The 21,227-nt window shown below is 64.5% G+C and carries 17 protein-coding genes and 1 pseudogene; 6 read left to right on the top strand and 12 right to left on the bottom strand.

Features of this window, described 5'->3' with window-relative positions:
* Positions 1-14: 14 nt before the first annotated feature.
* Genes B552_RS0109660 through B552_RS0109650 form a run of 3 tightly spaced genes read right to left on the bottom strand, consistent with a single transcriptional unit; the run spans position 15 to position 3,940 of the window.
* Entirely contained in the window at positions 15-2,012 is a 1,998-nt protein-coding gene (locus B552_RS0109660; RefSeq protein WP_035879656.1) for an acyl CoA:acetate/3-ketoacid CoA transferase, read from the bottom strand.
* 11 nt (positions 2,013-2,023) lie between these two features.
* Positions 2,024-3,415 (bottom strand): GntP family permease, encoded by a 1,392-nt coding sequence (locus tag B552_RS0109655; protein WP_026035498.1) that lies wholly within the window; start codon positions 3,413-3,415, stop codon positions 2,024-2,026.
* 57 nt (positions 3,416-3,472) lie between these two features.
* A complete protein-coding gene (locus tag B552_RS0109650; protein ID WP_019448809.1) occupies positions 3,473-3,940 on the bottom strand; it encodes a CBS domain-containing protein in 468 nt (155 codons plus the stop codon).
* Between the two features lie 281 nt (positions 3,941-4,221).
* On the opposite strand from B552_RS0109650, the gene B552_RS0109645 reads away from it, so the two are divergent.
* On the top strand, positions 4,222-5,385 hold the full coding sequence (locus B552_RS0109645) for a Fic family protein (RefSeq protein ID WP_035879638.1): 1,164 nt from the start codon (positions 4,222-4,224) through the stop codon (positions 5,383-5,385).
* 67 nt (positions 5,386-5,452) lie between these two features.
* Here the strand turns inward: B552_RS0109645 and B552_RS0109640 are convergent, their stop codons facing one another.
* The 5 genes from B552_RS0109640 to B552_RS0109620 all read right to left on the bottom strand — a co-directional run bounded on the left by B552_RS0109640 (position 5,453) and on the right by B552_RS0109620 (position 10,247).
* Positions 5,453-6,640 carry a thiolase family protein gene (locus B552_RS0109640; protein ID WP_019448807.1) on the bottom strand — a complete coding sequence of 396 codons (1,188 nt, stop codon included), beginning with the start codon at positions 6,638-6,640 and terminating at the stop codon, positions 5,453-5,455.
* Positions 6,641-6,714: 74 nt separating this feature from the next.
* Entirely contained in the window at positions 6,715-6,930 is a 216-nt protein-coding gene (locus tag B552_RS0109635) for a hypothetical protein (RefSeq protein WP_157160223.1), read from the bottom strand.
* 26 nt (positions 6,931-6,956) lie between these two features.
* The gene (locus B552_RS0109630; RefSeq protein WP_085958773.1) at positions 6,957-8,501 is read right to left on the bottom strand and encodes a DHA2 family efflux MFS transporter permease subunit; all 1,545 of its coding nucleotides are present in this window, start codon (positions 8,499-8,501) and stop codon (positions 6,957-6,959) included.
* A gap of 86 nt (positions 8,502-8,587) precedes the next feature.
* A complete protein-coding gene (locus B552_RS0109625) occupies positions 8,588-9,697 on the bottom strand; it encodes an HlyD family secretion protein (RefSeq protein WP_019448804.1) in 1,110 nt (369 codons plus the stop codon).
* Positions 9,698-9,713: 16 nt separating this feature from the next.
* Positions 9,714-10,247: a helix-turn-helix domain-containing protein gene (locus B552_RS0109620; protein ID WP_026035497.1), complete on the bottom strand. Its 534-nt coding sequence runs from the start codon at positions 10,245-10,247 to the stop codon at positions 9,714-9,716.
* A gap of 111 nt (positions 10,248-10,358) precedes the next feature.
* On the opposite strand from B552_RS0109620, the gene B552_RS0109615 reads away from it, so the two are divergent.
* Positions 10,359-11,819 carry an efflux transporter outer membrane subunit gene (locus B552_RS0109615; RefSeq protein ID WP_019448802.1) on the top strand — a complete coding sequence of 487 codons (1,461 nt, stop codon included), beginning with the start codon at positions 10,359-10,361 and terminating at the stop codon, positions 11,817-11,819.
* Positions 11,820-11,826: 7 nt separating this feature from the next.
* On the opposite strand, the gene B552_RS0109610 is transcribed toward B552_RS0109615, so the two are convergent.
* Positions 11,827-12,903 (bottom strand): zinc-binding dehydrogenase, encoded by a 1,077-nt coding sequence (locus B552_RS0109610; protein ID WP_019448801.1) that lies wholly within the window; start codon positions 12,901-12,903, stop codon positions 11,827-11,829.
* 206 nt (positions 12,904-13,109) lie between these two features.
* On the opposite strand from B552_RS0109610, the gene B552_RS0109605 reads away from it, so the two are divergent.
* The 3 genes from B552_RS0109605 (at position 13,110) to B552_RS0109595 (ending at position 16,456) form a co-directional block, all read left to right on the top strand.
* The gene (locus B552_RS0109605; protein WP_019448800.1) at positions 13,110-13,502 is read left to right on the top strand and encodes a hypothetical protein; all 393 of its coding nucleotides are present in this window, start codon (positions 13,110-13,112) and stop codon (positions 13,500-13,502) included.
* 382 nt (positions 13,503-13,884) lie between these two features.
* On the top strand, positions 13,885-14,748 hold the full coding sequence (locus B552_RS0109600; protein ID WP_019448799.1) for a cytochrome c: 864 nt from the start codon (positions 13,885-13,887) through the stop codon (positions 14,746-14,748).
* A gap of 37 nt (positions 14,749-14,785) precedes the next feature.
* Complete coding sequence (locus tag B552_RS0109595; protein ID WP_019448798.1) at positions 14,786-16,456, top strand: SulP family inorganic anion transporter; 1,671 nt, start codon at positions 14,786-14,788, stop codon at positions 16,454-16,456.
* 240 nt (positions 16,457-16,696) lie between these two features.
* On the opposite strand, the pseudogene B552_RS27380 reads toward B552_RS0109595, so the two are convergent.
* Positions 16,697-17,434: pseudogene (locus tag B552_RS27380) on the bottom strand (DNA/RNA non-specific endonuclease); the annotation flags it as partial.
* A 256-nt stretch (positions 17,435-17,690) separates the two neighbouring features.
* On the opposite strand from B552_RS27380, the gene B552_RS0109585 reads away from it, so the two are divergent.
* Positions 17,691-18,533 (top strand): TauD/TfdA family dioxygenase, encoded by an 843-nt coding sequence (locus B552_RS0109585; RefSeq protein WP_019448796.1) that lies wholly within the window; start codon positions 17,691-17,693, stop codon positions 18,531-18,533.
* Between the two features lie 65 nt (positions 18,534-18,598).
* On the opposite strand, the gene B552_RS0109580 is transcribed toward B552_RS0109585, so the two are convergent.
* Together B552_RS0109580 and B552_RS0109575 are read right to left on the bottom strand one after the other, a co-directional pair.
* Complete coding sequence (locus tag B552_RS0109580; RefSeq protein ID WP_019448795.1) at positions 18,599-19,606, bottom strand: AraC family transcriptional regulator; 1,008 nt, start codon at positions 19,604-19,606, stop codon at positions 18,599-18,601.
* A gap of 190 nt (positions 19,607-19,796) precedes the next feature.
* Entirely contained in the window at positions 19,797-20,855 is a 1,059-nt protein-coding gene (locus B552_RS0109575; protein WP_019448794.1) for a 3-keto-5-aminohexanoate cleavage protein, read from the bottom strand.
* Between the last annotated feature and the right edge of the window lie 372 nt (positions 20,856-21,227).

Here is a 21,227-nt window from a genome sequence, read left to right as displayed (position 1 = left end):
GCTCAGACCGGTGCCTATTGGCTTGCAGGCTGGTCGTGCAAGCTTGCCTTCGCTTCGGCCTCGCTCTGGTAGACCGATGGCGCCAGGCCGCGGCGGGCAAGCGTGTCGCCCAGCCTGGCGCGCATGAATGCGCTGGTGGCAAAGCGGGTCACGCGGAGGTAGTAGCGATTCACCACCTCCTCGACCATTGCCGTGTAGGCATCTTCGACGTCTCGATCCAGCTCGAACCCCTCGTAGTTGATCACCGCGTACACCTTGTGACCCAGCGGCTCGCAAATGCGGATGACATGTGCCCGGATTGCCTCGACGTCGTCCAGCCGCTTCACTTCAAGCCGCTCGAAGTTGATGAACAGGACGTTGATCGCACCGTTGTAGTTGAAGCGGGATTCCATCGGTACACGCATCACGTCGGCGCGTAGCCCCATGGGCTCGGGCAGGAAGATTCGCGCGTCCATAGGCACCGGCGCGTGGATGATGGGGGTGAAGTCCATCTTGGCGAGGATGTCGCGCTCCAGATCCACGCCCGGGGCAATCTCGATGAGCTCCATCCCTTGCGGGCCCAGCCGGAACACGCAGCGCTCGGTGATATAGAGCACAGGCTTGCCGGCCGCGGCCGCATAGGGGCCGGAGAAGGTACAGTGCTCCACCTCCTGCACAAACTTGGTTGCCTTGCCATCGCGGCGGACGTGCAGCTTGCCTTCTTCAATCGCGATCTCGCCGCAGCCCGCCATGAACGTGCCGACAAACACGACCTTCCTCGCGCTCTGGCTGATATTGATAAAGCCGCCGGCACCCGCCAGGCGTGGCCCGAACCTGGACACGTTCAGGTTCCCCATGCGGTCCGCCTGAGCCAGGCCAAGGAACGCGACGTCCAGTCCGCCGCCGTCATAGAAGTCGAACTGGTAGGGCTGGTCGATAATGGCCTGCGGATTGACCGCCGCGCCAAAGTCCATGCCGCCCGCAGGTATCCCCCCGATGACGCCCGGCTCGGCAGTCAATAACACGAGGTCGAGAATGCCTTCCTCGTTGGCGACGCTGGCGATGCCCTCCGGCATGCCGATACCGAGGTTCACCACGCCATGGGGCCGCAATTCCATCGCCGCCCGCCGTGCGATCACCTTGCGCTCATTCATCTGCATGTGTGGGACGCTGCTCGCCGGCACGCGGAGCTCTCCCGAGAAGGCCGGACTGTAGGCCGTGGCGAAAGTCTGCTTGTGATTCTCCGGCCGGGCCTGCACCACGCAGTCCACCAGCACGCCAGGGATCTTCACTTGCCGCGGATTGAGAGTGCCCCGTTCGGCGATGCGTTCGACCTGCGCGATGACCAGGCCACCGCAATTGTGTGCAGCCATGGCGATCGCAAGGCCTTCCAGCGTCAGGGCTTCGCGCTCCATGGTGATGTTGCCGTCCGGATCGGCGGTGGTGCCGCGCACGATGGCGACATGGATGGGAAATGCCTTGTAGAAGAGATAGTCCTCCTCGCCGATTCGCATCAGTTCGACCAGATCCTCGGTGGTGCGCTCGTTCAGCTTGCCACCGCCAAAGCGCGGATCGACAAAGGTACCAAGGCCGACTCGCGTAAGCAGGCCGGGCTTGCCGGCGGCAATATCGCGGAACAGGTGCGTGATTACGCCCTGAGGCAGGTTGTAGGCTTCGATCTGATTGCTCACTGCAAGCCGCTGGAGTTCCGGCACCAGGCCCCAGTGTCCGCCGATGACGCGCTTCACAAGTCCAGGCAGGGCGAAGTGGTTCAGCCCCTTGTCCTTGCCGTCGCCCTGTCCGGCCGCGTAGACGAGTGTCAGGTTGGCGGGGCGCGCGGGTGCGTCGTCGGCTTGCGCCAGGTAGCGCTCCTGGACCGCAAGGGCGATCTCTTCCGCGAAGCCGATGCCGACGAAGCCGCTGGTCGCCACCGTATCGCCATCGCGAATCAGGCGCACGGCGTCCTGCACCTGCACCAGCTTGCCATTCTCGCGTGAGATGACGGCCGCAGCCGTGTCGGATTGCGTATTCATCATCTGTCGCCTCAGTAGATACCGGTCAGGTAGTAGAAGGCTATGGCAATGAACACGGCCATCGTCTTGATGCAGGTGACCGCGAAGATATCGCCGTAGGACTGGCGGTGCGTGAGCCCGGTCACCGCCAGCAGCGTGATAACGGCACCGTTGTGAGGCAGCGTGTCCATCCCGCCGCTGGCCATCGAGGCAACGCGGTGGAGTACCTCCAGCGGAATGCCGGCGCTGTGCGCCGCCGCGATGAAGTTGTCGGCCATCGCGGCAAGCGCAATGCTCATGCCGCCCGAGGCCGAGCCGGTGATACCGGCCAGCGCGGTCACCGTGATTGCTTCGTTGATCAGTGGATTGGGAATCGACTTGAGCGCGTCGGCCACGATAAGGAAGCCCGGCAGGCCCGCGATTACCGCGCCGAAACCATATTCGGACGCGGTGTTCATCGATGCCAGCAGCGAACCGGCCACCGCCGCCTTGGAGCCTTCGGCAAATTTCTGGCTCACCGGCTTGAAGGCCAGTACCAGTACCGCGATGATGCCCACGAGCAGAGCGCCTTCCACCGCCCAGATCGCAGCAATCTTGGAGACTTCCGTGGTGATCGGTTTGGTGGCGCCTGCAAGCGTGAACTCATGGGTCTTGCCATAGAAGTGCGGGATGGCGTCGGTGAATACCTTGTTCAGTACGCCGACCAGCACGAGCGGAAGCAGGGCAATCCACGGATTCGCAAGCTTGCCATGCTCGAAAGCCTCGGGTTCATTGGTATGCCCTTCGCCATAGCCTTCCCCGGCGGAGGCCGCCGTGCGCCGGCGCCAGTTGAGATAGCCGAGTCCCGTCACCAGGATGAAGACTGTGCCGATCAGGCCGAGCCACGGGGCTGCCCATGTGTCCGTGTTGAAAAAGGTGGTCGGGATGATGTTCTGGATCTGCGGGGTGCCGGGAAGCGAATCCATCGTGAACGTGAACGCGCCCAGCGCAATCGTGCCGGGAATCAGCCGCTTGGGGATGTTGCCCTGGCGGAACATCTCGGCGGCAAACGGGTAGACCGCGAATACCACGACGAACAGCGAAACGCCGCCGTAGGTCAGGATCGCGCAAACCGCCACGATCGACAGCATTGCCCGCTCGCGTCCGACCAGTCCGATCACCGCCGATACGATCGATTTGGAAAAGCCGGAGAGTTCAATCGTCTTGCCGAATACCGCCCCCAGCAGGAAGACCGGGAAGTACAGCTTGACGAAGCCGACCATCTTGTCCATGAACACGCCCGAGAACATCGGCGGCACCAGGGATGGGTCGGTCAGCAGGACGGCGCCCAGCGCGGCAACCGGCGCGAACAGGATGACGCTGAAGCCGCGATAGGCCACGAACATGAGCAGGACAAGGGCGGCCACGACGATCAGGAAACTCAGCACGTTGTTCTCCTTCTTGGCGATGAGCCGGACAGCCCGGCCGGTTTGCTGTTACGGCTAGTAGCAGCCGCCGGTGTCCACGGTTATCTGGAAGAGGTCGTGCTCAAGGTCCTGGATAAAGTGTTCGTCTTCGCGGATCAGTTCTTCCAGCACATCGCCGTTCGAGATCACGCCGAGGACCCGCTGCGCTTCCAGAACCGGCAGATGCCGGATACGCCGGGTGTGCATCAGCGCCAGGCACTGGTCGCAGGCAGTATCTGGTCCCACGCAGATCACTTGCGTGGTCATGATCTCACTCACCTTCGTGTCCGCAGCCGTGCGGCCGGCGAGTTCAACTTTGTGGGAATAGTCCCGCTGGGAGAGGATGCCGGCCAGGCTTTCTCCCTGCATGACCAGCACCGTGCTGATGTCCTTGTCTACCATCAGGCGGAGCGCCGTCAGCACCGAATCGTCCGGGCCGACGGCGATGACATCGCGAGGCTTGTCGAGCAGAAGCTGGCGAGCCGTTTTCCTCACTTTTTTCATTGCCGTCTCCAGTTGAATGCGGGGCGCTGCGCGGGTGGCCTGACAGGCGCGCGCCGGCAGCCCGTATTCAGAATATTCTGCGCAACGGACGTGCGCAGGATTTTCCCCAGCCAATGGGACACAGGCGAGGAAAAGACCGGATTCCGGCGTCCCGACTGAGAAGCGTTGTTTTCTGCACTTTCCGGGTGGACGAATCGTTTGCGGTGTTTGGTATCGACAATCACCGCATAAAATGCGGCGATTAACTTGTGACTGCGGTGAATGCGCGCCATAATCACCGCATGAATCGCGGCGAATATACCTATATCTGGCAGGCTCCCGACTGGCCCGTCTGGCGTTACGACCTCAGTACGCTGGCTGCGCCGATGGCGGAGGTCAGCCGTGCCCAAGGCATGTTGATGGGGCGGCTGGCCGATCTCGGCGTGGGGTTGCGGGATCAGGCTTGCCTTGCGGCGTTGACCGACGACGTGGTCAAGTCCAGCGAGATCGAAGGCGAGCATCTCAACGCGCATTCGGTACGTTCGTCCATCGCTCGACGGCTCGGCGTCGACATTGGCGCGCTGGCGCCCGTGGATCGCCACGTCGAAGGGGTGGTCGAAATGGTGCTCGACGCAACCGCCAACGGCCAGGCGCCCGTCACCCGGGAGCGGCTGTTCGGCTGGCATGCCGCACTGTTCCCCACCGGCTACTCGGGCCTGGCGAAAATCAACATCGCCCAATGGCGCGACGATTCGGCCGGCCCCATGCAGGTGGTTTCCGGCCCGGTCAGCCGCCAACGCGTCCATTTCGAGGCGCCGCCCGCCGCACGGCTTCCTGCTGAGACCGGGCGATTTATCGACTGGGTCAACGCCGCGCCGGCCGAACCTGCCGAGCCGCCGCTGATCCGCGCCGGGCTTGCGCATCTGTGGTTCGTTACGCTGCACCCGTTTGACGATGGCAATGGCCGTATCGCGCGTGCCATTGGCGACCTGATGCTTGCAAGGGCGGACGGCAGTCCGCAACGTTTCTACAGTCTGTCAGCGCAGATCCAGCGCGATCGCAACGCGTACTACGACATCCTCGAACGCACGCAGAAGGATTCGATGGATGTCACCGCGTGGTTGTCGTGGTTCTTCGAAACGTTGCACCGCGCAGTGGATCAGGCGCAGGTCACGCTCGACGACGTACTGGCCAAGGCACGCTTCTGGCAGCACTGGGGAATGCAGGCGCTCAATGCGCGGCAGGTGAAGGTGCTGAACCGGCTGCTGGACGGATTCGACGGCAAGCTCACAACCAGCAAGTGGGCGGCCATCGCCAAATGCTCGAGCGACACCGCGCTGCGGGACATCAACGACCTGGCCGAGCGTGGCGTGCTGCGCAAGACGGTCGCGGGTGGGCGAAGCACCAGCTATGAGCTGAACGATGCATCATCCGGCGCTGGCGCCGGCGGGCACGGAGCGGGCTGAGGCGCCGAAACCGAAAGCATTCGGCGGAGCCTTCGCTGCCTTGTTCCGTGCCCGGTCGATGGCCTGGTCAGGCGATCGCCTCCAGCGCGAGCGCGATGCCCTGGCCGCCGCCGATGCACAGCGTCACCATGCCGCGCCGGATGCCATCCGCGCGCATCGCATGGAGCAGCCGGGTGGTCAGTACCGCGCCGGTCGCGCCGATCGGATGGCCGTGGGCGATGGCGCCGCCATCGACGTTGATGATGTCATGCGGCAGGCCAAGCTCTGCAGCCACGGCGAGCGGCACTGCCGCAAACGCCTCGTTGATTTCAAAACGCTCGACGTCACCGAGCGCCCAGCCCGCACGTGCCAGTGCCTGACGCACGGCCGGAACCGGGCCGAGGCCGAACAGCCCCGGCTCGACCGCGCCCAGCCCATACGCCACCAGCCGTCCAATTGGCTGAAGCCCGTGTTTTTCGGCGGCAGCGCGATCGGCGACGATCATCGCCGCCGCGCCGCTGTTGATCCCCGGCGCATTGCCAGCGGTAATCGTGCCGTCACTGCGAAAGGCCGGCTTCAGTTTGGCAAGCGCCTGCAGCGTGGTGTCGGGGCGATTTGCTTCATCTTCGTCGAACAGCGTGGCGCCTGCCTTGCCCTTGATGGAAACGGGCACGAGCTCGCCCGTGAACTTGCCCTGTGCCTGTGCGAATGCAAAGGCCTGCTGTGACCGCTCGGCCCAGCGGTCCTGCGCTTCGCGGCTGAGCTCGTAGCGGGTGGCCAGATCTTCGGTATGCCAGCCGGAATGCTCGCTGGAGAACGCATCGACCAGGCCGTCCATCAGCATGCTGTCATGCAGGACGGTGTCGCCCATGCGCTGCCCCCAACGTCCGGCGGGCATCAGGTACGGGGCACGGTCCATGTTTTCCATGCCGCCGGCAATCGCAATGTCGACATAACCGAGGCGGATCTCGTCGCCGGCCGAGGCGATGGCTTGTGCGCCGGAGCCGCAAACCCGATTCACGGCCAACGCGGGCACGGAGACCGGAATGCCTGCGTGGATGGCCGCCTGGCGCGCCGGGTTCATCTTGTTGCCAGCCTGGATGACATTGCCGAACACGACCGAGCCGACCAGTGCGGGGTCCAGGCGGGCTCGCTCCAGCGTTGCGCGAATTGCCGCTGCGCCAAGCTCCGTCGCCGGAATGGACTTCAGGGAGCCGTTAAACGCGCCAATGGGCGTGCGGACGGGCTGGCAAAGTACAACTTCCTTGGTACTCATAACATCCTCGCTATCGGAGTAATCCGGAGTAATCCGGCGTGAACCGGGGTGAATCAGGGTGAATCAGGGTGAATTCAGGCGTTGCGGTGCAGCCGGTCGGCGCGGCTGCCAGGAGCATCCTGCCGAACGGCGTTGCCGCCAGACAGGCAATAGGTGTTTTCGGCACGAGCGCACGCCACGCCGGTATCGCGCCCTGGTCTTCCGGCGGCGTTCGCGGCCGGTGCCAGGGTTGCAGTCGAGATGGCCGCGATAGCCGAAAGCAGGAGCAGGGTTGAGTGGTGTCGGAGCATGCTTGCCTCCACGATTGGCTTGTCGATCAATGGGCATCCGCGGACGGGGCAGCCGGCGCGTCGACCTTGCGCATCAGCGGAACCATCAGCGTTGCGATGACGAAGCACACGAAGATGGCAAGAAACGCATCGGCATAGGTCAGCGTGTGCGCCTCGCGCATGGTCAACGCCCAGAGCTGCTTGAGCGCGGCGGCATTGCCATCGATGACCTCGTTGTTCAGCCCCGCCGCGTGGCTCGTCGCATCGTTCAGGAACGCGGTCATCGTTTCGTTGCGAATGTTCAGGTGCTCCGCCAGCCGCAGGAAGTGAAGGTTGGTCCGGTCGTTCAGGATCGTGGCGCAGGCTGCAATGCCGATGGCGCCGCCAAGGTTACGCATCAGGTTGAACAGGCCGGAGGCCTGCTTCAGCCGGGACGGTGGCAGGGCACCGAGCGTCAGCGTTACCGTGGGCGCGACGGTGAACTGTTGCGCCATGCCGCGAATGGCCTGCGGGAGCAGCAGTTCCGCGCCGCCCCAGTCATGCGTGATCGGCGCGAAGTACCACATCGACACCGCGAACAGCGCAAGGCCGAACATCATCAGCCAGCGCAGGTCCACGCGGTTGGCAACATAGGAATAGAACGGGATCGACAGCACCTGGAACAGGCCGGTGGAGAAGATGGCCAGCCCGATCTGCAATGCGCTGAACCCGCGCACCTGTCCCAGGAACAACGGGGTCAGGTAGATCGTTGCGAAGATCCCGATGCCGGTGACGAACGAGAAAAAGCAGCCAAGCGCGAAATTGAGGTCTTTCAGCGCGCGCAGGTCGACAACCGCGTTCTTGAACGTCAGCGAACGCCACAGGAAGCCGATGCCGGCCAGGCCCGTTATCCAGGCGGTGGTCAGGATGGTGGGGTCACCGAGCCAGTCCCAGCGCGGGCCTTCCTCCATCGTGTACTCCAGGCACCCAAGAAACAGCGCCATCAGCGTGATGCCGAGGTAGTCCGCGCCTTTCAGCAGCGACCAGTCCGGCTCGTCGATCTTGACCAGCATCGGCACCGCGATGGTCACGAAAATCCCCGGCACGAGGTTGATGAAGAACAGCCAGTGCCACGAGAAGTTGTCGGTGATCCAGCCGCCGACGGTGGGTCCCAGCGTCGGGGCCAGCGACGCCAGCGCGCCGATGATCGCCGCTGCCGCCACGCGCTGGCGCCCCTGGAAGAACGCGAACGCCGTGGTGAAGACCATCGGAATCATCGAGCCGCCAAGGAAACCCTGCGCGGCGCGGAACGCGATCATGCTCTCGATGTTCCAGGCGATGCCGCACAGCAGGCTGGTGATGGTGAAGCCGGCGGCGGACGCGGCAAACAGCCAGCGCGTGGACATGACGCGGGCCAGCCAGCCGGACAGCGGAATGACGATGATCTCGGCGATCAGGTAGGCGGTCTGGACCCAGACCGTCTCGTCCGCGCCGGCGGAGAGGCCGCCGCCGATATCGCGCAGCGAAGCGGAAACGATCTGGATATCGAGCAATGCGATAAACATGCCGACGCACATCGACGCAAACGCGAACACCTTTGCGCCGGTGGACATTTCGCCGGGCGCGAGGGCGGAGGCGCGCGCCGTTACTGCGGTGGCTGCGGTGGCTGTTGGGGCGGGCAGTGTGTCGATGTCGGTGCTCATGACTTGCTCGCCTGCTTCGATGACTTGGTATCGACTTCCGCCACCACGGACAGGCCGGGGCGCAGCGTGCCGAGCTTTGCGTCCTCGTCGTCCAGCACGATGCGCACCGGCACGCGCTGGACGATCTTGGTGAAGTTGCCGGTGGCGTTTTCCGGCGGCAGCACGCTGAACTGGGCGCCAGTGGCCGGGGCCAGGCTTTCCACGCGGCCGTGGAAGACCCTGCCGGGCACGACATCAGCCACGATGGTCGCGCGCATGCCGGGCTTCATATGCGCAAGCTGGCCTTCCTTGAAGTTGGCATCGACCCACAGCCCGCTGGCCGGCACGATCGACAGCAACTGCCCGCCGTTGGGCGCATAGACGCCCACACGCACGCGTCGATTGCCGATCGTGCCGTCGACGGGCGCGCGAAGTTCCGTGTATCCGAGATTGAGGCGGGCGATATCGCGGTCGGCAATGGCCTGTGTCAGCGACGCCTGCGCCTGCTGCTTCTGCGTGGCGATGACGTCCAGCTGGCGCTGGGCGGCTTCCACGCTGGCCTTGGCTTTCTGGCCGTTGGCGACCGACTGCTTGAAGTCGGCATCAGCCTTCTGGGAGCTTTGCAGCGACACGGCGGATTTGGCGACGAGGCTTGCATAGCGCGCCTGGTCATCGCGGGCACGCGTCGTTTCCGCGTCGACGGCCAGAACGCCGGCCCTGGCCTCGGCAATCACGGCCTGCTGCAGCCGCTCACGCGCATCGAGGTTGGCAATCAGGGCCTGCTGCGATGCCACCGCGCCCTCCGCCTTGGCCAGTGCCGCGCGATAGTCGCGGTCATCGATGCGTGCCAGCAGGTCGCCCGCATGTACCTGCTGGTTGTCTGTCACCAGCACTTCCGCGATATAGCCGGGAACCTTGGCGGCGATCAGCGTGACGTCGCCGCCGACATAGGCATCGTCGGTGTTCTCCATGAAACGTGCCTCGGTCCACCAGTGATAGCCGTATCCCGCCGCGGCCACGGCGATCAACGCGCCGGCGCCACGGAGCAGCAAGGCCCGCTTGTTGAACTTGATCGTGGTGGGGGCGGCCTCGGAAGGGGCGCGGCTCGCGGTGGTGGTGCCTGTCATGACTGATGCTCCGTGATTAGAACGCGCCCGTTGCGGACGCGGTGTTACCTGTATGTGTCTGTGTTGCGCAGGCCGCCTGCTCCAAGCGCGCGCGAAGGCCCGCACTGGCCGCGGGGCCCGCTTCGATGTAGTGGTCGGCTTCGGTGATCGGCTTGCCTGTTGCGGTGTCTACCAGCGCCACTTGCACGGGGCGGCCCGAGTGGCGGTCCACCAGCCGCACGATCTCGCCTTCGGGGGCGAAGTGCCGGTTTCCCCACTCCAGTAGCGTCAGCAGGACCGGACGGAAGTCGTGTCCGAGGTCGGTCAGCACGTAGTCGTCACGGGGCGGGTGGGCGCTGTACTGGCGCCTGGCCATGAGCCCGGCTTCCACCAGCGTGTTCAGGCGCCGCGTCAGCATGTTGGGCGCGATGCTCAGCCGTTTCTGAAATTCGTCAAACCGCGTGGAGCCGTAGAACGCCTCGCGCAGGATCAGGATGCTCCAGGGGTCGCCCACGCGTTCGATGCCGCGTGCCATTGGGCACGGAGCATTCTTGTGTGACTTTCTAAGCATTGCTGGTTCCTCTACAAAAAGAGGTTGCTATCAACGTGAAAGTTAGTCTAGGCTAGTCACTACCATCATGCAAGTAAGAAATTTGCGTGAACCCTGACCGAAGGATTCGACATGACATTGAAAGCACTCCAGCGCGCAACGACACTGACAGCCGTCGCGCTCGCCGCACTGGCGCTGGCCGCCTGCGCGGTTGGTCCCGACTACCGCACGCCCGATAGCCCGATGCCGGCGCAGTACCAGCACGCAACTGACGTAGCCGCGATCAATGCCGCGCGCGAGCCGGTTGCGCTGGATACCTGGTGGGCCGGATTCCAGGACCCGGTGCTCACAAAGATCGTCGAGCGCGCACTGGAGCAGAACCTCGATATGGCGGCGTCGATCGCACGCGTGCAGCAGGCGCGTGCCGCCGCGAACTTCGCCGGGGCCGAACTGCTTCCGCAGGGCAATGCGTACGGCGACGTGACCAAGCTGCATCAGTCCGTGCAAAGCCCGCTGGGCAAGATCGGCAGCACTTTCCCCGGATACAGCCGGAACCAGACGCTCTATTCGGTGGGTGCCGCCGCAACATGGGAAATCGATATCGCAGGCGGACTGCGGCGCGGAGCGGAGGCCGCCGATGCGGAGCTGCAGGCCGCCGAAGCCAGCCACATGGGGGTGCGGATACTGGTCGCGGCCGAGGCCGCCGACGCCTACTTCCGCGTGAAGGGCGCACAGGCGCGGATTGCCATTGCGCAGCAGCAGGTAGAGACCAACCAGCGGCTGCTCGATCTCGTACGGCTGCGTCTTGCCGATGGCATCGGCGCCGAGCGCGAACAGGCCCAGGCCGAAGCGCAGGTTGCGCAGACGCGCGTCACGATCCCGCCGTTGCAGATCGAACTGGAAACGCAGCTGAACCGGCTTGACGTGCTGATGGGCGCGCAGCCGGGCACATACGCCGCCGAACTGCGCGATGCGAAGCCCGATGCGAAGCAGGGGCTGGTGGTGCCGCAGGTTGCGCTGTCCCAGGGGCCGGCGAACCTGCTGCAGCGCCGCCCGGACGTGATCGCCGCGGAGCGCCGGCTGGCGGCATCCAGCGCGCGCATTGGCGTGGCCACGGCGGAGTACTACCCGAAGGTCTCGCTATCGGGATTGCTCGGCTTCGAAAGCCTTTCGGCGAGCAAGCTGTTCACGGCACAGGCGTTCCAGCCTGCCGCTGCGGCCGGGCTGCGCTGGCGGCTGTTCGATTTCGGCCGGGTGAACGCGGAGGTCGCGCAGGCCAAGGGCGCCAATGCCGAGGCGCTGGCCATCTATCGCAAGTCGATGCTGCAGGCCACCGAGGACGTAGAGAATGCGCTGATCTCGCTGGCGCAGCTTGAATCGCAAAGCCGCGAACTGACCGTGGAGATCGGCGCGCATGTACGCGCGCGCGATGCGTCGGAAGATGCTTACAAAGGTGGCGTGGTCAGTCTCTACGAGGTGCTTGACGAGGACCGCCAGCTGCTCGCCGCGCGCGACGAGCAGGCCAGGGTCCAGGCGGACAACGCACGCGCCGCCGTCGCGGCATTCCGGGCGCTCGGCGGCGGATGGTCCTGATGCGCGCTCAGCCGCGCGGGTAGGTCACCACTGTTGCCTCCAGGCCGGCCATTGCACCAGCGGCTTCGATGGCCGGCTCGATCGCTTCGAACGGGAAGGTTTTCAGGCCAACCGTATCGAGCGAAAGCTGCCGGGCACGGACCAATGCCACCAGCGCACGGTAGTCCGCCGGCGAGTACATGAAATGGCCGATCAACTCCCAGCTATTGCGCAGCATCTGGGCATAGGGCACTGGCAGCGGAACGCTCATGCTGCCCATCAGCACCATGCGGCCACGCCGCTTCAGGCCGTTCAGCGCGGCAAGCGTGCTGTCCGGGTCCGTGGCCTGGCCAACCATGTCGAACGCCAGGTCGACCCCACCGGGGGCCGCATTCCGGATCGCCGCGCTATCGGCCGCGGCATCGCCGCCCAGCACCACCGGCAGCACCCGGCCATCGCCGAACCGGGCCAGCGATTCCAGCGGACCGGCACGGCGCCCCAGCGCAAGCACTGTCGATGCGCCCATTGCCAGCGCCGCCAGCACGGCCGCCGACCCGAACGCGCCGGTGGCACCGTTGACCGCCACCGTCTCGCCGGCAATCAGCCGGCCCCGCCGCAGGCCGCCAAACGGAATCGCGAACTTGGATAGCGTGGCCAGCCGCTCGGACGGAATGTGGTCGAGCCCGTCCAGCGCAATCAGCGTCGACGATGGGAACTCGGCGACTTCACGCAGCGTGCCGTGGGGGAAATCGCGTTGCAGGGGCCCGCTGTCGGCGCTGATGCCGGTCAGGCCGATCAGGATTTCCGCTGGCGCATCAACGCTTTCCGTGCTGGTCAGGTACGGGTTGACGGCCACGCGCTGCCCAACCCGGAAATGGTGGACGCCAGCGCCGGCCTCGATGATCGTGCCGATGCCGTTGGTGCCCGGTGTAAACGGGCCGGGCGGGTAGGCATAGGGCAGCGCGCCGTTCAGGTAGGCACGCGTGTAGCTGAGCAGCGGCACCGCTTCCATGCGCACGAGCACGGCGCCGGGCCGGGCGCGCGGGGTGTCGATATCGCGCAGTGCAAGCGGTTGACCGGGCTGGTCGAGCATCCAGGCTTTCATGAACGGGGCTCCAAGTGTTGGGTGCCTTGTACTGTAGGCGGTATGGGCATCCGCTGCGGGGGCGTTCAGATGGGTGCCGGATTTGTTGTGCCACGGCGGGTAGGTCTGTACGATGCCGGCACGGCTGATGGCCCGTTCTGCCGATCGTCTCGGCCATTCACACTGACGGGCGCAACAGGAAATTTCAGGAAATCTCAGGAAATCACATGCAAAGAACCCGGGTACTGCTGATTGCCGCCTTCGCGGCGCAACTTCTTGCGGCTTGCGCCAGCGGCAACACCACGGAGTACATCGAGTCGCAGGAGCCCAAGCGCATCCAGTCGAAGGCCAGTGTCGGCGACCTGGTCCAGTGCCTGAAGAGCAAGCTGCAGGAAGAAGCCAGCATCGTTCCCTATTCCGAGCCGGGCAAGGTCGATGTGCGGGTCGGCTACGCATCGAGTTCCGATACGCGGTACTTCTATCTGGTCAGCCTGCGTCGTGCGGAGCAGGGCACCAACGTGGAAATTCGCAGTGCCGGAGAGTGGCATCCAATCCTGAGGCAGGGCCGCATCCAGGGCATCGTGGAAGATTGCAAACCCGGTGCGGCAAGCGCCCGGTGAGCGCGCATGTCGTGCGGCCTCGCGCAAAACGTTACGTAACGCGTAACGCCGGCCAGCCAGTCACGCGCGCCGCAGGCGGCCTTCGCCCCACCGTCTTGAACATCTGTAAGTCATTGAAATGACTGATCTTCAATGGATGCGCCGCGCCGGTGCCGGCGCAGATCCGCACGATCTGCGCGGCGCTGGCACGCGGGTTGCGATATCAGGATCGTCAGGGGCCATGCAGATGAGTGCTGGCAGATCCCGACCTACCACCCCAGGCTGATACCTGCACAGCCTGGGGTCTTTTTTTGGGCGATCAGATCCTGAGAAGCAGGTCGCGCGCCATTGGCATTGCGCTAGACTTCGTCGAACCATTCGGCATCGATCTGGAGACACACACATGAAGGCCTGGCTCACAAGGCTTGCCGGCGCGCTTGGCTGCGCGCTGATGTTCGTTGCCGCCCCGGCTGGCGCAGCGGATACCGCAACGCTGACCGTCGTCGCCGGTTCTCAGGAACGAAGCTGGACACGTCAGGAACTGCTGAAGGACCACCGCCTGACCAGTGTGACGGTGGAAGACGACAACCTGAAGCGCCGCCTGACCTTCAAGGCCATTGCAATGCCGGAGCTGCTGCGCGGCCTGCCGGTCTCTGCCGATGCCACCGCCACCACCGCGGCCAGCGATGGCTATATCTCGCACCTGCCGGTGCGCCTGCTGCTGGGCGAAGGTGCCGGCGTGCCGCGTGCCTGGCTGGCCGTGGAAGATGCCAGGGCCCCGTGGCCGAAGCTCAAAGGGCAGGGCATCGGGCCGTTCAGGCTGATCTGGACGGTGCCGAAGGGCCAGGCCGGCGCCGCGATCAACGAGAGCCTGTGGACTTACAGCATCGTCCGTATCGACGTCACCGCATCGCCTGCCGAGCGCTTCGCGGCTATCCGGCCGGCCGCTGACCAGCCAGCCGACGGACCGGTCATGCGCGGCTTCGCCACGTTCCAGCGGGTCTGCTTCTCGTGCCATTCGATGAACCGGATGGGAGACGCCAACCTGGGTCCCGACCTTAACGTGCCATTCAGCGCGGTGGAATATCTTGGCGACGAGAAGCTCAGCGCATTGATTCGTAACCCGCAGTCGCTGAGGTGGTGGCCCGGTACGCGCATGTCGTCGATCGATGAACGGACGTTGTCCGATGCCGACCTGAAGGACCTGCTGGCGTACCTGCACCACATGGCCGGGCGCAAGGCGCCGCCGCCGGGTTCGGGGTCCTGACAGACCAACGACATTCGAACCATAGCGAAGGAGTCATGTGACCACTGCGGATTCGCCGAGCCCGACAGATAGCGCACGCAGCGGCAGTCCGGTGCGAGACGTAATCGCAGGCTGTTCGATCGCCGGCCTGCTGCTGCCCGAGGCCGTCGCGTACGCCGGCATTGCCAACCTGCCGCCGCAGGCTGGCCTGATCGGCCTGCTGGTGGGCCTTGTGGCCTACGGCCTGATCGGGACCAGTCGTTTCGCTCTGGTGTCGGCTACCTCGTCTTCCGCCGCCGTGCTGGCGGCCATCACGGTGTCGATGGCCGGAGGCGACGCGGCGCAACGGCTGCTGCTGGGCGCGGGCCTTGTGATCCTGGCTGGTGTGTTCCTGGTGCTGGCCGGCCTGTTCCGGCTTGGCGGCATCACCGAATTCATCGCCAAGCCGGTGCTGCGCGGATTCACGTTCGGGCTGGCCATCACCATCATCCTGAAGCAGGTTGCCAGCGTGGTGGGCGTGCACCCCACGCATGGCGACCTGCCTCGCTTCGCCTACCAGTTGATCCACCAGGCTTCGGCGTGGAACCTCAATGCGCTGGCCGCAGCCGGTGTCGTGTTGCTGATGCTGTTCTCGATGTCGCGCTGGAAGAACGTGCCGGGCCCGCTCGTGGTCATCGTGCTCGGTATCGCGCTGGCCTACGGCGTGGACCTGCATCACTATGGCATCGGGCAAGTCGGCACGATCGACCTGGCCGGCGTGTCATTCGATATTCCCGATCTGGCGCGGACCGAGTGGCTTCGCCTTGGTGAGCTGGCGTTTGCGCTGGTCCTGATCCTGTACGCGGAGTCGTACGGGTCGATTCGAAGCTTTGCGCTCAAGCACGGCGACAAGACATCGGCCGATCGCGACCTGATCGCGCTGGGCGTGGCGAACCTCGGCTCGGGCCTGCTGCATGGCATGCCGGTGGGGGCGGGCTATTCGGCCACGTCGGCCAATGAAGCGGCCGGGGCGCAGTCCCGGCTGGCAGGCTGGTGCGCTGCGGCCGTCGTTGCCGTGATCGTCGCGCTCCTGCTGCCGCAACTGGCGCTGACACCGGAGCCCGTGCTGGCTGCCATCGTGGTCTATGCGGTCAGCCATACGCTGCGCCTGAGCGTGTTTCGGCCGTACTGGTCATGGCGGCGTGACCGCCTGCTGGTGGTGCTGGCGTGCGTGGCTGTGCTGCTGCTTGGCGTGCTGGACGGCCTGCTGGCGGGCATTGGCGTCAGCCTGCTGATGACGCTGCGCAATCTTTCGGAACCGAGGGTCAGCCAGCTTGGCCGGCTGGGCAGCAGCCACGATTACGTGGACAACGCCGCGCACCCCGAGGCCACGACCATTCCCGGCGTGCTGATCGTACGGCCCGAAGCGCCGATCTTCTTCGCCAATGTCGAGCGCATCCTGACGCAGGTGCGGCATATGGCGGCGCAGGGCGCCGTGCATACGGTGATCTTCAGCCTGGAGGAATCGCCGGACCTGGACGGATCGACGATCGAGGCGCTGCACATGTTCGCCGCCGGCACGATTGCGCACGGGCGCCGCCTGCTGCTGGTGAGACTGAAGCCGCGTGCGCTGGAGGTGCTGGCCCGCGCGGCCAATGAAGCGCTGCCGCGTGAATCGCTGCATGAGCTCAGCGTCGATGAGTGTGTGCAGTCTCTCGGCAAGGAGAGCATGGGGGCCGCAAGCGCATGACGGCGGCATGGCCCCCGGAATAGCCCCGGAATGGCTTCGGCATCAAGCCATCACGTGACGGAGCAGCGCCCACCATCGCGCCAGCGTGCGCACGACATTGTCTACGTCCTGTGCGATGGGCTGGAGCATTGACCTGAGCGCCTGCCCCAGGTCCTCCCGCTCCCGCTCATGCTCTCGCTTTGGTTCGCGGGCGCCGTGCGCCGGCGATTCCGCGCGCATTTCCGGCGCCGTGGCGTTGGCATTGTCGGCAGGAACGATACCCGGCAGGAACTCAACACCCGTGCGCGCCACCAGCTCGCGATAGCTGATCGGCTTTGACGGGCGGGCCTCGTTGGTATTTGCAATCCAGTGCGCCCACGCCCGGTTCGTGGTCGGGTCGTAGACCAGTTTGAAGTAGTAGCTTGGCACCCAGACACGGCCCGCACCGATCGTCTGCGGATGGTCGGCGAAAACCGGGCCGGAGATGACATAGACATCGCCCCGGGCCCGCATCGCATATTTGCGCGTGGCCGATTCGATCGAACTCCACGCTTCCCGGTTGTTCTTCGGCGCCTGCGGCGTCATGTTGGCCAGGCTGAACGATTGGGCCATGGCCTGCGCGGTCGGCTGGTCGCCTGCCGGGGCCAGGTGGCCGCGGTCCCATCCGCTGCCCCGGTAATCATCAAGCTCGGCGCGTTCGGCACGCGGTAACCGCGCATCGGCAAAGAACTGGTTGGTCCGCTTTTCTTCGCGGGCATCCAGAAGCTGGGATCTGGATAATCGCTCGGCCACGTAGACGGGAGTCTTGCTGCGGCCCGAATGCATGACCGCGAATGCGTCATAGCAAAGCGGGCGCAGTTTCAGTTCAGGCGTGGCAACGACTTTCGGGGGCGCGTTGTGGGCAAAGAACTGGCGGCATTGGGAAAAATCCGCCGTACCGGTGGCGCCCGCAAGCACGGGCGCTAATCCCAGGATCAGGGAAAACACTAACTTCTTCATTGTTCTGGTGTAACTGGTAGGCCCAGATTGACTGCGCAAGTGCCAATACGTTCACGCAAAAATTTCAAATCCATGCCACGGTCCGGCCTGGCCGGGCCGCTGGCATGGTCGGCCAATATGTGGCGCAAAGCGTCAAGCGGCAAGCGGGCAGAGTGGCCACAATCATCTCCAGACGGCTGGCGGGCCAATCGAATTGCCCGCGCCACGGATTCCTGAGTGGATGCCATCCAGCCCAACTGTCCAAGGAATTGAAATCATGCAAGTCAATCCTCTCACATGCTCGATCGGTGCCGAACTGGCGGGCGTGAGTATCGCCGATGTTGCGCGCGACGATACGCTTTTTACCGAGATCAAGGCGCTGCTGCTGAAGCACCGCGTGCTGTTCTTCCGCGACCAGGACATCTCGCGCGCCGACCACGTTGCGTTCGCCAAGCGTTTCGGTGACCTGGAAGACCACCCGGTCAACAACACCGTCCCCGGGTATCCGGGCCTCATCGAGATCGTCAAGAGCCAGAAACGGGACCATTTCGAGAACACCTATCACAGCGATGCGTCGTGGCGGCCGAAGCCTCCCAAGGGGGCTGTGCTGCGCTGCATTTCGTGCCCGGATGTGGGCGGCGACACCATCTGGGTGAACATGGTGGAGGCGTACAAGCACCTGCCCGAAGAGATCAAGCAGAAGATCGCGGGACTGCGCGCCAAGCACGGCATCGAGCATTCGTTCGGCGCGATCATGTCGACGGAAGAGCGTGAGGAACTGGTGAGGAAGAACCCGCTGGTGGATCACCCGGTCGTGCGGACGCACCCCGAGACCGGCGAGAAGGTGCTTTACGTGACGCCGTTCTCGACCCATTTCATCAACTACCACACGCCGGAGAACGTGCGCTTCGGGCAGGACAAGACGCCGGGTGCCAGCCTGCTGCTCAACTACCTGCTGAGCCAGGCCGCGATTCCCGAGTACCAGGTGCGCTTCCGCTGGCGCCCGAACAGCGTGGCGCTGTGGGACAACGTGGCCACGCAGCACTATGCCGTGAGCGACTACTGGCCCGCGCCGCGCCACATGGAGCGCGCCACCATCATGGGCGATCGTCCGTTCTGAGGTTCGCTTGGGGGTCAGTTAAGGGCCGGCTGAGTGCCGGCCTGAGGCCTGAGGCCTGCCCGATCTTAGTTGGGCAGGCTGACGCGCCAGCGCGTGGGCGATTGGCCGAACTGCGCGGCGAACCAGCGCGAGAACGTGCTGACTTCGGAAAAGCCGAGCAGCGTTGCCACCTGGGATACCGGATAGCGCTGGTCACCGAGATATCGCCCGGCCAGGCCGCGCCGGATTTCATTGAGCAGCGCAGAAAACTCCACGCCCTCCTGTTCCAGCCGCCGCTGCAGCGTACGGGAACTCATGCCGAGCTTATGTCCCACCTGTTCGATGCCGCTCCGGCCGTGCGGCAGCAGCAACTGGATCGCGCGGCGCACGTTGGACGCCGTGGAAGGCTGTTTGCCGTGCGGACGCTCGTCAAGGAATTCCTTGGCGTAGCGCGCAAGGTTGACGTCGCCGAGCGGGTTGGGGCGGTCCAGGTCATGACGGTCCATCGAAATGCCGTTGAAGTCGCAGCCAAACTCGACCCGCGTGCCGAACAGCCGGTGATGGATATGCAGGCCTGACGGCGCCGCGTGCGAGAAATGGACGCTGCGCGGCTTCCACTGTCCGCCGAGCATCGACTTCATCAGGCTCAGCAGCGCTCCGAGCGACAACTCCACAGGCTGGCGCCCGGGGTTCGCCCGTTCGGTGATCAGTTGCTGATGGACGATGACGATATCGTCGAATTCCTCGACATGAACGGAAACGGATTCGCTCAGCAGGTGACGATACGACTCAAGATGGCCAAGCGCATGGCGTAGCGTCGGCTGATGCTGGAGCAGCAGGCTGATCGGACCGAAATCGGACATGCGCCAGGTCTCCGCCATCAGCAGGCCGATGGAAGCGGATGCGCCGCCCGATACCTGTTCGCTGGTTTCCAGAACCTTCGCCAGCCATGGCTCCGGCACATGCAGGTCCGGCGAGATCATGCACGAACGGTCGGCGCCGACATGCTGGATCAGACGCTCGGGATCGATGCCGACGGTCCGGGATACTTCGGAAAATTTAACGAGAAGGGCGCTGCGAATCAGAGTACTCATGGCATCACGGGGGCGTAGGCTCCGGCGCTGGCGTCACTTGCGGACGGCGCGGTAAGCAAAGCGGGAAAGCTGCAGGTCTTATCCGATGATTTGGCAGAACGGACAAGCCGGGATTGCCCTGATTCGAGCGCGGCCAGCGCCACTTCCCGCCATATATTGGACGGGAAGTGGCGCTGGCTCGTTGCCTGCCTTATTGCGTCTTGCGCAGGAAGCCCTGGTTGCCGCCGTTGCGGTTCGGGGCGAAACCGTTGGCTTGCAGCGATTCCTCCACGGTGTCATAGAACACGCCGATCTTGCTGATCTCGCGCGCTTCCTTGGCCGTGGCGATATCGCGGTCCAGTTCGCGCGAGATGCGCACCAGCTGTTCGATCTGCTTTACGGTGCTCATCTTCTCGGTGCGGCGCTGGTTCCACAGGCCGTCCTCGATGCCGCAACGCACGTGCAGGCCCATGGCGATGCCGATCGTGTTGATCGGTTGCACGTTGCGCACATGGCTTTCCACCGTCACCACTGCGCCGTCCGGCACCGGATGCAGGAAGTTGGCAAGGCTGTAGATGCTCGGCTTGTCCATGCCGCCACCAATCGCCACCCAGTTCATGACCAGCGGCCCCTTGTAGAAGCCGCGGCGCATCAGCCGTTCGACTGACTCGAAGCTGTTGATGTTGTAGCACTGGAACGCGCTCTGAATACCAGCGGCGCTCAGGCGGCGAACGTGTTCTTCCACCCAGTCAGGGTTGGCAGGCACCGTCATGTTCTTGTAGGCGTTGAAGATTGCCATGTTCTCGCGCGACGTGCCCTTGAAGTCAGCGTCTTCAGCCTGATCGGTGACGTTCATCTGCGAGGTGTTGACGGTGACGGTGACCTGGTCCGGCGTGGGGTCCAGATCGGCCAGCATGTGGCGCGTGTCGTCGGACAGCCACTTGGCGGCTTGGCCTTCATTCTCGGGTGCGAACGAGATGGAGCCGCCCACCTGGATGATCATCTCGGGCACGGCCTTGCGCACGCCGGAAATCAGCTCGTTGAACTTGGACAGGCGCTTGCTGCCCTTGCCATCGAGTTCGCGCACATGCAGGTGCAGCACCGTGGCGCCGGCGTTGTAGCAGTCCACCGCCTTCTGGATCTGCGCTTCCATGCTGACCGGGATGTCCTCCGGGAAGTCCTGGGGCAGCCAGCCCGGGGCATAGGGCGCGGCGGTAATGATCAGCGGCTGCTGGTTTTCAGGGAACAGGTGACCGTCGAGAAAGTTCATGTGATGTCTCCGGGTATTGGGGGTGCGTTGGGTGCGGTGGCTTCGGTGGCTTGAGGGATCGCTGTGATCCTGCCCTTGCAGTATCTGGAGCATTGATGGCCGTCGCTTGCTTTTTTGGGACATGCGTTTGCTTAGTTGGGACATCTCCGGGTCATTCCCGGGTCTCGCCATGCCCTTGGCAGATCATCGGCAAGCCAGCGCAGGGGCGGACTCCCACCCCCGGTAAACCCCGAGGGCCGGGTGGCGCAATTGGTATGTCGATGTCGTCCAAAGCAAAGCGCCTTTTCGCGCGAAACCACAGAATCTGGCTCAAGACCACACGGACGGCCACACGGACGACCACGGGCAAAGCCGTGGCACCGCAGAGTGCAA

Source organism: Cupriavidus sp. BIS7, from assembly GCF_000292345.1.
GTDB lineage: Bacteria > Pseudomonadota > Gammaproteobacteria > Burkholderiales > Burkholderiaceae > Cupriavidus.
The sequence above is the reverse complement of the archived record's forward strand: the minus strand, read 5'-3'. Positions and strand labels throughout refer to the sequence as shown.

Bases quoted from the DNA above. Each gene is read 5' to 3' on its own strand.
- B552_RS0109585 (WP_019448796.1), top strand. From the start codon at position 17,691: ATGCAAGTCAATCCTCTCACATGCTCGATCGGTGCCGAACTGGCGGGC.
- B552_RS0109640 (WP_019448807.1), bottom strand. From the start codon at position 6,640: ATGAGTACCAAGGAAGTTGTACTTTGCCAGCCCGTCCGCACGCCCATT.
- B552_RS0109620 (WP_026035497.1), bottom strand. From the start codon at position 10,247: ATGCTTAGAAAGTCACACAAGAATGCTCCGTGCCCAATGGCACGCGGC.
- B552_RS0109630 (WP_085958773.1), bottom strand. From the start codon at position 8,501: ATGTCCACCGGCGCAAAGGTGTTCGCGTTTGCGTCGATGTGCGTCGGC.
- B552_RS0109575 (WP_019448794.1), bottom strand. From the start codon at position 20,855: ATGAACTTTCTCGACGGTCACCTGTTCCCTGAAAACCAGCAGCCGCTG.
- B552_RS0109635 (WP_157160223.1), bottom strand. From the start codon at position 6,930: ATGCTCCGACACCACTCAACCCTGCTCCTGCTTTCGGCTATCGCGGCC.
- B552_RS0109600 (WP_019448799.1), top strand. From the start codon at position 13,885: ATGAAGGCCTGGCTCACAAGGCTTGCCGGCGCGCTTGGCTGCGCGCTG.
- B552_RS0109650 (WP_019448809.1), bottom strand. From the start codon at position 3,940: ATGAAAAAAGTGAGGAAAACGGCTCGCCAGCTTCTGCTCGACAAGCCT.
- B552_RS0109615 (WP_019448802.1), top strand. From the start codon at position 10,359: ATGACATTGAAAGCACTCCAGCGCGCAACGACACTGACAGCCGTCGCG.
- B552_RS0109580 (WP_019448795.1), bottom strand. From the start codon at position 19,606: ATGAGTACTCTGATTCGCAGCGCCCTTCTCGTTAAATTTTCCGAAGTA.
- B552_RS0109605 (WP_019448800.1), top strand. From the start codon at position 13,110: ATGCAAAGAACCCGGGTACTGCTGATTGCCGCCTTCGCGGCGCAACTT.
- B552_RS0109645 (WP_035879638.1), top strand. From the start codon at position 4,222: ATGAATCGCGGCGAATATACCTATATCTGGCAGGCTCCCGACTGGCCC.
- B552_RS0109610 (WP_019448801.1), bottom strand. From the start codon at position 12,903: ATGAAAGCCTGGATGCTCGACCAGCCCGGTCAACCGCTTGCACTGCGC.
- B552_RS0109660 (WP_035879656.1), bottom strand. From the start codon at position 2,012: ATGAATACGCAATCCGACACGGCTGCGGCCGTCATCTCACGCGAGAAT.
- B552_RS0109625 (WP_019448804.1), bottom strand. From the start codon at position 9,697: ATGACAGGCACCACCACCGCGAGCCGCGCCCCTTCCGAGGCCGCCCCC.